This window comes from Streptomyces silaceus (assembly GCF_001419745.1).
Lineage (GTDB): Bacteria > Actinomycetota > Actinomycetes > Streptomycetales > Streptomycetaceae > Streptomyces > Streptomyces silaceus.
In genome coordinates this window covers 1-12,317 of record NZ_LIRJ01000440.1, presented here as the reverse complement: position 1 = coordinate 12,317, position 12,317 = coordinate 1, and the positions used below count along the sequence as shown (strand labels likewise).

Annotated in this window: 7 protein-coding genes; 4 read left to right on the top strand and 3 right to left on the bottom strand. The window is 69.5% G+C overall.

Going from position 1 to position 12,317, the window contains the following annotated elements:
• Positions 1–232 precede the first annotated feature (232 nt).
• The gene (gene rpsT / locus AOK22_RS33250) at positions 233–493 is read right to left on the bottom strand and encodes a 30S ribosomal protein S20 (RefSeq protein WP_055702434.1); all 261 of its coding nucleotides are present in this window, start codon (positions 491–493) and stop codon (positions 233–235) included.
• A 217-nt stretch (positions 494–710) separates the two neighbouring features.
• On the opposite strand from rpsT, the gene lepA reads away from it, so the two are divergent.
• Together lepA and AOK22_RS33240 are read left to right on the top strand one after the other, a co-directional pair.
• Positions 711–2,579, top strand: coding sequence for a translation elongation factor 4 (lepA, locus tag AOK22_RS33245; RefSeq protein ID WP_055702433.1), 1,869 nt, complete (start codon positions 711–713; stop codon positions 2,577–2,579).
• 247 nt (positions 2,580–2,826) lie between these two features.
• On the top strand, positions 2,827–4,716 hold the full coding sequence (locus tag AOK22_RS33240; protein WP_055702432.1) for an AMP-dependent synthetase/ligase: 1,890 nt from the start codon (positions 2,827–2,829) through the stop codon (positions 4,714–4,716).
• A 43-nt stretch (positions 4,717–4,759) separates the two neighbouring features.
• Here the strand turns inward: AOK22_RS33240 and AOK22_RS33235 are convergent, their stop codons facing one another.
• Together AOK22_RS33235 and AOK22_RS33230 are read right to left on the bottom strand one after the other, a co-directional pair.
• Entirely contained in the window at positions 4,760–5,344 is a 585-nt protein-coding gene (locus AOK22_RS33235) for a response regulator (RefSeq protein ID WP_055702431.1), read from the bottom strand.
• 12 nt (positions 5,345–5,356) lie between these two features.
• A complete protein-coding gene (locus tag AOK22_RS33230; protein WP_079036979.1) occupies positions 5,357–9,475 on the bottom strand; it encodes a HAMP domain-containing protein in 4,119 nt (1,372 codons plus the stop codon).
• Between the two features lie 252 nt (positions 9,476–9,727).
• Here AOK22_RS33230 and AOK22_RS33225 point away from each other — a divergent pair, with 252 nt between their 5' ends.
• Complete coding sequence (locus AOK22_RS33225; RefSeq protein ID WP_055702430.1) at positions 9,728–11,626, top strand: SpoIIE family protein phosphatase; 1,899 nt, start codon at positions 9,728–9,730, stop codon at positions 11,624–11,626.
• 34 nt (positions 11,627–11,660) lie between these two features.
• On the top strand, positions 11,661–12,317 hold a 657-nt coding region (locus tag AOK22_RS33220), incomplete at its 3' end, for a coproporphyrinogen-III oxidase family protein (protein ID WP_208606479.1).

The window sequence follows — 12,317 nt, the reverse complement described above, 5'->3', positions numbered from 1 at the left end:
GCGTGAACGGAAGCCCCGTCCATCGACCTGGGGAAGGTCGGTGGGACGGGGCTTCCGTTCACGCTGTGTGGATCCGTACCCGCGTGGCGAACGCAGTCGTGTACGGCTCCGGGGTGCCCGTACGGGAGCGGAAGAGAGGGTCCGCTGGGTCCCGTACCGGCGTCGAATCAAGTGAGTGTCAACCGCGGGCCGCCGAAGCGACCGCCGATGCACTCAGCAGAGGCTTCAGCCCTTAGAGGGACGCGGCCTTCGAAGCAAGCGCCGACTTCTTGTTGGCGGCCTGGTTCTTGTGGATGACACCCTTGGAGACGGCCTTGTCGAGCTGGCGCGTGGCCTCACGCGTGAGCTCGGCGGCCTTCTGGGCGTCACCGGCGGCAACGGCCTCGCGGGCCTTGCGGATCGCGGTCTTCAGCGAAGACTTGACCGCCTTGTTGCGCTGACGCGCCTTCTCGTTGGTCTTGATCCGCTTGATCTGGGACTTGATGTTCGCCACGAAAGAGCCTTTTCAGGTTCAGGTACTGCAGAGGTACTGCAGATGAGTGTTTCCGACATGCGTCTCGACGCTGAGAGGGCTACGAGACACAGCTGCCCACGGTACCAGCCGCCCTCCGACCGGCCCAAACCGAGCGCAGTCCCTCACCCATGGGACGATGGAACCTACGTATAGATCCGACCCGAGGCGACAGGCGCCTCAAGAGACAGGACCCTGCGTGCCCGCGACCCCTAAGAATGTGCCCGAGCCGAGCCGTACCGACCCGGCTCTGATCCGCAATTTCTGCATCATCGCGCACATCGACCACGGCAAGTCCACGCTCGCCGACCGCATGCTCCAGCTCACCGGCGTGGTGGAGCAGCGGCAGATGCGTGCTCAGTACCTCGACCGCATGGACATCGAGCGAGAGCGCGGCATCACGATCAAGTCCCAGGCGGTGCGTCTGCCCTGGGCCCCGACCGGGGGCCCGGACGAGGGCAGTACCCACATCCTCAACATGATCGACACCCCGGGCCACGTGGACTTCACGTACGAAGTCTCGCGTTCGCTCGCGGCCTGCGAGGGCACGATCCTCCTCGTCGACGCGGCCCAGGGCATCGAGGCCCAGACCCTCGCCAACCTCTACCTGGCGATGGAGAACGACCTCAAGATCATCCCGGTCCTCAACAAGATCGACCTGCCGGCCGCCCAGCCGGAGAAGTTCTCCGAGGAACTCGCCAACCTCATCGGCTGCGAGCCCGAGGACGTCCTGAAGGTCTCCGCGAAGACCGGCATGGGCGTCGAGGCGCTGCTCGACAAGGTCGTCGCCGAGATCCCGGCCCCGGTCGGCGTCAAGGACGCCCCGGCCCGCGCGATGATCTTCGACTCGGTCTACGACTCCTACCGCGGCGTCGTGACGTACGTACGTGTCGTCGACGGCCAGCTCAACAAGCGCGAGCGGATCCGGATGATGTCCACCGGCGCCACGCACGAGCTCCTGGAGATCGGCACCAACTCGCCCGAGATGCTCGCGGCCGACGGCCTCGGCGTCGGCGAGGTGGGCTATCTGATCACCGGTGTGAAGGACGTCCGCCAGTCCAAGGTCGGTGACACGATCACCTCCCTGCACAAGGGCGCCACCGAGGCCCTCGGCGGGTACAAGGACCCGAAGCCGATGGTCTTCTCGGGTCTGTATCCGCTGGACGGCTCGGACTACCCCGAGCTGCGCGACGCCCTCGACAAGCTGCAGCTCAACGACGCCGCGCTCGTCTACGAGCCCGAGACGTCCGCCGCGCTCGGCTTCGGCTTCCGCGTCGGCTTCCTGGGCCTGCTGCACCTCGACGTGATCCGTGAGCGCCTGGAGCGCGAGTTCGGCCTCGACCTGATCGCCACCGCTCCGAACGTGGTCTACCGCGTGATCATGGAGGACGGCACCGAGCACACGGTCACCAACCCGAGCGAGTTCCCCGAGGGCAAGATCGACGAGGTCTTCGAGCCCGTCGTGCGCGCCACGATCCTCGCCCCCAGCGAGTTCATCGGCTCGATCATGGAGCTGTGCCAGAACCGGCGCGGCGTCATGCTCGGCATGGACTACCTCTCCGAGGACCGCGTCGAGATCCGCTACACGCTGCCGCTCGCGGAGATCGTCTTCGACTTCTTCGACCAGCTGAAGTCCAAGACCCGCGGCTACGCCTCGCTGGACTACGAGCCCACGGGCGAGCAGTCCGCGCAGCTCGTCAAGGTCGACATCCTGCTGCACGGCGACAAGGTCGACGCCTTCTCGGCGATCACGCACAAGGACGCCGCGTACGCGTACGGCGTGCGGCTCGTCGCCAAGCTGCGCGAGCTGATCCCGCGGCAGGCCTTCGAGGTGCCGGTGCAGGCCGCGATCGGCTCCCGGGTCATCGCGCGCGAGACGATCCGCGCCATCCGCAAGGACGTCCTCGCCAAGTGCTACGGCGGTGACATCTCCCGTAAGCGCAAGCTCCTGGAGAAGCAGAAGGAGGGCAAGAAGCGCATGAAGATGGTCGGCTCCGTCGAGGTGCCGCAGGAAGCCTTCATCGCGGTGCTCTCCAGCGACGACGGCGGCGGCAAGGCGAAGAAGTAGCCACCGGACGCGTTCGTCACTCCTGTCACAGCAGGCCGGAACGGGCCCGCGGCGCCTCGGCGCGGCGGGCCCGTTCCGTTTGGGTGTCTGTAGGAAGTGACAGGCAGCAGCCCCTTACGCACCGGGCGTCGGCGCTCTACTCTGATCACCACTCGTAGGTTACTCGCAAGTTAAACAAGTAGCCGACAGGGATGTAAGAAGCAGCCGCCAGCCAGTTCGCCGCACTGTCGTGGGCCCGGAGGATGTCGTGAGCGACACACAGACCTTGATCGAGAACCGTCCGCCCTCCGTGGCGCATCTCTTCCTGGAGCGCGTGGCGGCCACGCCGGATGCCGAGGCCTACCGCTACCCCGTCCCAGCCGCCTCCGGCGAGGGCCCCGACGACTGGAAGACGCTCAGCTGGGCGCAGGCGGCCGACCGCGTGCACGCCATCGCGGCGGGCCTCGTCGAGCTCGGTCTGCGGCCCGAGGAGCGCGTCGCCCTCGCCTCCTCCACGCGGGTCGAGTGGATCCTCGCCGACCTCGGCATCATGTGCGCGGGCGCGGCCACCACGACCGTCTACCCGCAGACCAACGCCGAGGAGTCGGCGTACATCCTGGCCGACTCCGGCAGCCGGGTGCTGATCGCCGAGGACGCCGCGCAACTCGCCAAGGCGCGCGAGAAGCGGGCCGAGCTGCCCGAGCTGCGGCACGTCGTGGTGCTCGACGCCGAGGGCGCCGGGCCGGCCGACGGCGACCCCGAGGGCTGGGTGCTCACGCTCGCCGACCTGGAGGCCCGCGGCGCCGCGTACCTGGAGAAGAACCCGGAGCTGATCAAGGAGCGCATCGCGGCGATCACCGCCGACCAGCTCGCCACGATCATCTACACCTCCGGCACCACGGGCCGCCCCAAGGGCGTGCGCCTGCCGCAGGACAACTGGTCGTACATGGCCAAGGCCATCGCGGCGACCGGCCTCCTCGGGCCCGACGACGTGCAGTACCTGTGGCTGCCGCTCGCGCACGTCTTCGGCAAGGTGCTCACCTCCGGGCAGATCGAGCTCGGGCACGTCACCGCGGTCGACGGCCGCGTGGACAAGATCATCGAGAATCTGCCGGTGGTGCAGCCGACGTACATGGCCGCCGTGCCCCGCATCTTCGAGAAGGTCTACAACGGCGTGGCGGCCAGGGCGCGGGCCGGCGGCGGCGCCAAGTACAAGATCTTCCTGTGGGCCGCCGAGGTCTCCCGCGAGTACGCGAAGGTCAGCCAGGACAACTTCCGCAGGACCGGCACCGCCTCGGTGCCCTTCGGGCTCGGCGCCAAGCACAAGGTCGCCGACGCGCTCGTCTACGCCAAGCTGCGCGAGGCGTTCGGCGGACGGCTGCGCGCGGCGGTCTCGGGATCGGCCGCGCTCGCCCCCGAGATCGGCTACTTCTTCGCCGGTGCCGGCATCCACATCCTTGAGGGGTACGGCCTGACGGAGTCCTCCGCGGCCTCCTTCGTGAACCCCGGCGAGGCCTACCGCACGGGCACCGTCGGCAAGCCGCTGCCCGGCACCGAGGTGCGCATCGCGGACGACGGCGAGATCCTGCTGCGCGGCCCCGGCATCATGGAGGGCTACCACGGGCTGCCCGAGAAGACCGCCGAGGTCCTGGAGAGCGACGGCTGGTTCCACACCGGCGACATCGGCGAGCTCTCCGTCGACGGCTATCTGCGGATCACCGACCGCAAGAAGGACCTGATCAAGACGTCCGGCGGCAAGTACATCGCGCCCGCCGAGGTCGAGGGGCAGTTCAAGGCGGTCTGTCCGTACGTCTCCAACATCCTGGTGCACGGCGCCGACCGGAACTTCTGCACCGCGCTGATCGCCCTCGACGAGCCCGCGATCCTCGGCTGGGCCGAGGAGAACGGCCAGGGCGGCAAGTCCTACGCCGAGGTGTGCGCGGACCCCGCGACGGTCGCGCTCGTCGAGGGCTATGTGAAGCAGCTCAACGAAGGCCTGCAGCGCTGGCAGACCATCAAGAAGTTCCGGCTGCTGCCGCGCGACCTCGACGTCGAGCACGGCGAGCTGACGCCCAGCCTCAAGCTGAAGCGCCCGGTCGTCGAGCGGGAGTACAAGCACCTCATCGAGGACATGTACGCCGGATCGCGCGAGGCCTGACCGACCGGTCCCGGTGACTTCCGCCGCGGACGGGGCGTCGTGTCTAGACGACCCGTCCGCGGCGCATTTCCTGGATGATCTCCTCCATGTGCGTCACGTGGTGGCGCAGCTCCAGGACGTCCTTGAGGCTGCTCGCGGCCATGTGGGACTCGATCGCCGACAGACGCGCGGCGAGCTCGTCGAACTGCTGCTGTTCGCGGAGCAGTATGCGCTCCAACTGCTGGTTCTTGCGGTGCAGTTCGAGGAAGACCGTGACCTTGGCGCGCAGTACCCACGGGTCGAAGGGCTTGGTGAGGTAGTCCGCGGCGCCCGTGGCGTAACCGCGGAACGCATAGCCCGCGTCGTTGTCCGTGCCCGTCAGGAAGATGATGGGCACGTCCTTGGTCTGGTCGAGCCGCTTGATGTTCGTCGCGGTCTCGAAACCGTCCATGCCCGGCATCCGGACGTCCAGAAGGATGACGGCGAATCGTTGCCGCAGAAGGGCCTTCATGGCCTCCTCGCCCGAACGGGCGCGGACCAACGGCTCGTTGAGCGACCCGAGGACCGCTTCCAGCGCCATCAGGTTGTCCTCCATGTCGTCGACAAGGAGGATGCTCGCGCGATGGTCGATGATGGACTCTGCGCTCATGGTCACGGTGCCTCACTCAGTTGCCGGCGGCGGAACAGCACTTTCTCCCTGAGCACTTGTCTGTTCCGGTGCGACGGACTCTGAATCGGTGGAGGTGGGCGGGGAATCTGGGGAGGTGTTCTGCTCGGTGGTCGCCGCGCTCTCGGGATCCAAGAGGGAGCAGACGACGCCGAGCAGCTGGTCCACGTCCACGGGCTTCGGAACATAGTCGGTGGCGCCCTGCGAGATGGCCTTCTCGCGGTCTCCGGGCATGGCCTTGGCGGTGAGGGCGACGATGGGCAGTCCCCGCCAGCGGGGGCTGCGACGGATCGCGGCCATCGTCTCGTACCCGTCCATCTCCGGCATCATGATGTCCATCAGGACGATGTCGACGTCGGGGTTGCGCTCCAGCGTCTCGATGCCCTCGCGGCCGTTCTCCGCGTACAGGACGGGCATGCCGACGCGGCTGAGCACATGCGTGAGGGCGAAGACGTTGCGGATGTCGTCGTCCACGATCAGCACGCGGCGGCCCGGCAGTATGCGGCCCGCCCTGCCTTCCTTCCACTCCTCCAGCTTGGTGGGGGTGGGCCAGCTGTCGTCGGGTTCGAGCGCGGTGTGCGGCCGCAGCGCGGCGTGTTCGATCGGTTCGGTGAGGTGCTGGGCGCTGGAGGCCGCGTACGCGATGGCGGCCGCGCCGTGCCCGGGGTGCACGACCGGGACGTACAGCGAGAAGGTCGAGCCCTGGCTCGGGCGGCTCTCCGCGGTGATCCGGCCGCCGAGCAGGCCGGCGATCTCGCGGCTGATGGAGAGGCCGAGGCCGGTGCCGCCGTACTTGCGGTTGGTGGTGCCGTCGGCCTGCTGGAACGCCTCGAAGATCACCGGGAGCTGCTCGGACGGGATGCCGATGCCGGTGTCGCTGACGGCGAAGCAGAGCAGGTCGTCGTTGTCGTGCAGCAGCCGGTCCGCCGAGGTGTCCTTCACGCGGCTGACGCGCAGCTCGATGCTGCCCGCCGAGGTGAACTTGACCGCGTTCGACAGGAGGTTGCGCAGGATCTGCTGGAGACGCTGCTCGTCGGTGAACATCTCGCGCGGCACGTCCTCGCCGACCGACACGTCGAAGGCGAGACCGCGGTCGAGGGTGAGCGGGCGGAACGTCGCGTGGACGTAGTCGAGGACCTTGATGAGCGGCAGCTTCTTGGGGCGTACGTCCATGCGGCCCGCCTCGATCTTCGACAGGTCCAGGATGTCGTTGATCAGCTGGAGCAGGTCGGAGCCGGAGCGGTGGATCGTCGTCGCGAACTGCACCTCCTGGTCGGAGAGGTGGTTGTCGGGGTTGTCGGAGAGCAGCCGGGCCAGGATCAGCAGGGAGTTGAGCGGCGTGCGCAGCTCGTGCGACATGTTCGCCAGGAACTCCGACTTGTACTGCGAGCTCGTGGCGAGCAGGGCGGCCTTCTCCTCCAGCTCGGCGTTCGAGCGGCGCAGTTCGGCCTGCTGGCGCTGGAGCTCGTCCGAGCGCTCCTGGAGCTGGGTGGCGAGCCGCTGGGACTCGCCGAGCAGCGACTCCGTACGGGAGTTGGCGATGATCGTGTTGATCGCGACGCCGATGGTGTTCACGAACTGGTCGAAGAACGCCAGGTGGACGTCGGAGAAGCGGGAGAACGTGGCCAGCTCGATCACGCCGAGCAGCTTGTCCTCGAAAAGGATCGGGATGATCACGACCGTGGCGGGCGCCGCGTCGCCGAGCCCCGAGTGGATCTTGATGTAGTCCGGCGGGACCTCCTCGACGAGGATGCGCTTCTTCTCCAGGGCGGCCTGGCGGACCAGGCCGTGCGCGGGCATGCCGCCGGTGTCGACGACCGAGCCCTGTGTGGAGCCGTACCCGGCGATGAAGGCGAGGCCCTTGGCGGTGACCTTGGTGGGCGCCGGGGCGTCCGCCGTGTCCGGGTCGGCCAGGAAGAAGGCGCCGTACTGCGCGTTCACCAGCGGGGTCAGCTCGCGCAGGATCAGGTCGGCGACCTCCATCAGGTCGCGGTGGCCCTGCATCAGGCCCGCGAGACGGGCGAGGTTGGACTCCAGCCAGTCCTTGGCGCGGGTGGTCTCACGGAGGTTGGAGACCATGAGGTTGATGTTGTCCTTGAGCTCGGACACCTCGCCGCGCGTCTCGACGGTGATCGCACGGGTCATGTCGCCCTGCGCCACGGCGGAGGCGACCTCGGCGATGGCGCGCACCTGGGTGGTGAGGTTCAGCGCCAGCTCGTTCACGTTCGTCGTCAGGCGCTTCCACGTGCCGTACACGCCCTCGACCCGTGCCTGGCCGCCCAGCTGTCCCTCCGAGCCCACCTCGCGGGCCACACGGGTGACCTCGGAGGAGAACGAGGAGAGCGTGTCCACCATGGTGTTGATGGTGGTCTTCAGCTCCAGGATCTCGCCGCGCGCATCCACGTCGATCTTCTTGGAGAGGTCGCCCTGGGCCACGGCGGTGGCCACCTGCGCGATGTTGCGGACCTGGCCGGTGAGGTTGTCCGCCATGTAGTTGACGTTGTCGGTGAGGTCCTTCCAGACGCCGGAGACGCCGAGGACCTGCGCGCGGCCGCCGAGCCTGCCGTCCGTGCCGACCTCGCGGGCCACACGCGTGACCTCGTCGGCGAAGGCGCGCAGCTGCTCCACCATCGTGTTGACGGTGTCCTTCAGCTCCAGGATCTCGCCGCGCGCCGTGACCGTGATCATCTTGGAGAGGTCGCCGTTGGCCACGGCGGTGGTGACCTGGGCGATGTTGCGGACCTGCGAAGTGAGGTTCGAGGCCATGAAGTTGACGTTGTCGGTGAGGTCCTTCCACACGCCGGAGACGCCGCGGACCTGGGCCTGGCCGCCGAGGTTGCCCTCGGTGCCGACCTCGCGGGCGACGCGGGTGACCTCGTCGGCGAACGCGGAGAGCTGGTCCACCATCGTGTTGATGGTCGACTTCAGCTCCAGGATCTCGCCCTTCGCCTCGACCGTGATCTTCTTGCCGAGGTCGCCCTGGGCGACGGCCGTCGACACCAGCGCGATGTTGCGGACCTGCGAAGTGAGGTTGTCCGCCATGAAGTTGACGTTGTCGGTGAGGTCCTTCCACACGCCGGAGACGCCGCGGACCTGCGCGCGCCCGCCGAGGTTGCCCTCCGTGCCGACCTCGCGGGCGACGCGGGTGACCTCGTCGGCGAACGCGGAGAGCTGGTCCACCATCGTGTTCACCGTCGACTTCAGCTCCAGGATCTCGCCCCGGGCGTCGACGGTGATCTTCTGGCTCAGGTCGCCGTTGGCCACGGCTGTGGTGACCTGGGCGATGTTGCGGACCTGCGAAGTGAGGTTCGAGGCCATGAAGTTGACGTTGTCGGTGAGGTCCTTCCACACGCCCGACACGCCCCGCGCCTGCGCGCGCCCGCCGAGCTGGCCCTCCGTACCCACCTCGCGCGCCACGCGGGTCACCTCGGCGGCGAACGCGGAGAGCTGCTCCACCATGGTGTTCACGGTGAGCTTCAGTTCGAGGAGCTCGCCCGTCGCCTCGACGGTGACCGTGCGGGTCAGGTCGCCCTGCGCCACCGCCGTGGTCACCAGGGCGATGTCGCGCACCTGGGCGGTGAGCCGCGAGGCCATCGTGTTCACGGCCTCGGTCACGTCCCGCCAACTGCCGGAGAGACCCCGCACCTTGGCGCGGCCGCCGAGCCGCCCCTCCGTGCCGACCTCGCGGGCGACGCGCGTGACTTCACCCGTGAAGAGGGACAGCTGGTCGACCATCGTATTGACGGCACGGCCCAGACGGCGTAAATCGCCCCGGAGTTCACGGGTGCCGTCGTGCAGGTCGACACGCTGCGTGAGGTCGCCGCCCGCGACCGCGTTCAGCACGCGGGTGGCGTTGGCGGCCGGGGCGACCAGGGAGTCGAGGAGGGTGTTGACCTCCGTGACCCGGGCCGCCCATCTGCCCTGCCCCGGGCTCGCGGCGAACCGTTCGTCCAGACGGCCGTGCCGGATGATCTCCCTGCGCACGCGGACGAGTTCGCCGTCGAAGTGGAGGGAACGGTCCAGCATCTCGTTGAAGACGGTGTACAGCTCCGCCGTCAGGCCGTCGCCGACCGGTGCGACCTTGGTGAAGTCCCCGTCCCGCGCGGCGCGCATGGCAGCGAGAAGAGGGCGCAGCTGACAGGCGGCCGGTTCCGTGACAGGGGCGCCGCCGGCGTCGCTCTCGGCCGTCTGTGCCGGGGCCGGAATCCGGCCTGATCCAAGCACGGGCATAGCACTGTTCTCACTCATAGTGGCCCACTTCAGTAACTCGGTGCTTATGGGCATGGTCAGTCTGTCACTCTGTGGGTGTCGCCTGAGGCGTATTCGCCCGAACTGCTCAGGAGCCGCACCGTGGGGTCCATTCCGATGCAACGGGAGACCGATTTCCGCGCCTCCGCCACAGCCCCGGACCGTCCCGGGCCGCCGGCGGTGGTGCGGACGTCGCTGCCCGGAAACCCCCTGGCGCCCGCCGCGGCCCGAAGATTCGTGCGCGCGGCGCTCGCCGACTGGACCGAACTGGGCGTGCCCGCGGCCGCGGGGATCACCGACCGGCTGGCCGACGACTCGGTGCTGCTGGTCAGCGAGTTGGTGACGAACGCCGTGGTGCACGCGGGCACCACCGTCGAGCTGCTGTGCCGTCTGGAGGAGGCGGACCCCGGCGACAGCACGGAAACGCTTGTTCTGGAGGTGTCCGACCACCACCCCTCCCGCGCGGTCCGCAGCGACCAGGGCCAGCCATCGACCGGCACACCCGAGTATGGCCGGGGACTGCACCTCGTCGCGACCCTCTCGGAGTCCTGGGGCATCACTTACCGTACGGGCACCAAGACCGTCTGGGCCCGGCTGCCCGTCGAGGAGGTCCAGGCCGGCCAGGAGACCGAGACGTACACGAACGACCAGGCGATCCAGCGCGGGCTGCGCGCCGCCGAGATCCTCGCGCCGCTGCCCAAGCGCGTCACGCACGACACGGACTGGGTCAACCGCGGCGCGCTGACCTTTCTCGCGGAGGCCTCCGACCTGCTGGCCGGGCAGTTCGACGTCGACCTGGTCGCCGCGCTCGCCGGGCAGCTGCTCGTGCCGCGCCTCGCGGACTGGTGCGCGGTGTGGTTCGACGACGCGTCGGAGGGGTCGGGGCGCGGGGCCGGCGGCGAGGAGGCCCGGCTCGCCCGCGTCTGGCACACCAGCGAGCACCGGATAGAGGAGCTGCGCCGCGTCCTGGAGAAGGAGCCGCCCCGGCTGCCCGCGGCAGTGGGCTCGGGGGCCTTCCCCGTGCCCTGGCCCGGCGAGGCGCTGGCGGGCGAGCCGTCCGGCACGGCGCTCGCGTACCGCCTGACCGCGGGCGGGCGCGCGCTCGGCACCCTCGTCATCGGACGGGCCGGACTGGTCCGCTTCCCCGACGAGGTCACCGGCCTCATCGAGGACTTCAGCCGCCGCGTCGCCCTCGCGCTCAGCACCGCCCGCCGCTACCAGCGCCAGGCCAATATCAGCCAGGTCCTCCAGCGCGGGCTGCTGCCCAGCAAGGTCGCCGAGATCCCCGGCGTGGAGAGCGGTGTGGTGTACGAGCCGCGGGACAAGGGCGGCCCCGGCGGCGACTTCTACGACGTGTTCCAGGCGGGCGAGGGCCGCTGGTGCTTCGCGCTCGGCGACGTCCAGGGCAAGGGGCCCGAGGCGGCGGTCGTCATCGGGCTCGCCCGGCCCTGGCTGCGGCTGCTCGCCCGCGAGGGCTACCAGGTCGCCGAGGTCCTCGACCGTCTCAACCAGCTCCTCCTGGACGACGCGACCGAGGCGGCGGACGCGGCGGCGGCGGTCGTCGCGGTGGCGGGCGGCCAGGGCGTGCCGCAGGACGGCCCCACCTCGCGCTTCCTCTCGCTCCTGTACGGGGAGCTGGAGCCGTACGAAGGGGGCGTGCGCTGCACGATCGCGAGCGCCGGGCATCCGCTGCCGCTGCTGCTCTCGCCCGAGGGGGAGGTCCGGGAGGCGGCCACCCCGCAGGTACTGCTCGGGGTCGTCGAGGACGAGACGTACACGAGCGAGACCTTCGAGCTGCGGACCGGCGAGACGTTGCTCTGCGTCACGGACGGGGTGACCGAGCGGCGCTCGGGACGGCTCCAGTTCGACGACGGCGAAGGGCTCGCGCGGGCGCTCGCCGGGTGCGGGGGGCTCGACGCGGGACTGGTGGCGGAGCGGATCAGGCGGCTCGTGCACGAGTTCTCGGAGCGGCCGCCGGACGACGATCTGGCGCTGCTGGTGCTCCAGGCGAGGTGAGAGGAGTGCCCGGCGGTGCGGGACAATCGACGACATGCCTTCCGCACTGCCCGATGGTGAGCCCATGCCCGAAGACGGGGCGCTGCCCGCGTCCGCCCTGGACGGCGCGGCCTCCCGCCCGCTCGGCTTCTACCTGCACGTCCCGTACTGCGCCACGCGCTGCGGCTACTGCGACTTCAACACCTACACCGCGACCGAGCTGCGCGGCTCCGGCGGTGTGCTCGCCTCGCGCGACAACTACGCGCAGACGCTGACCGACGAGGTGCGGCTCGCGCGGAAGGTCCTCGGCGACGACCCGCGGCCCGTGCGGACGGTCTTCGTCGGGGGCGGTACGCCGACGCTGCTGGCGGCGGGCGATCTCGTACGGATGCTGGGCGCCGTGCGGGACGAGTTCGGGCTCGCGGACGACGCGGAGATCACGACCGAGGCGAATCCGGAGTCGGTCGACGAGGCGTATCTGGCGGAGCTGCGGGCCGGCGGGTTCAACCGGGTCTCCTTCGGCATGCAGAGCGCGCGGCAGCACGTCCTGAAGGTGCTCGACCGCACGCATACGCCGGGGCGGCCGGAGCGGTGCGTGGCCGAGGCGCGGGCGGCCGGGTTCGACCATGTGAACCTCGATCTGATCTACGGCACGCCGGGGGAGTCCGACGACGACTGGCGGGCTTCGCTGGACGCGGCGATCGGGGCGGGG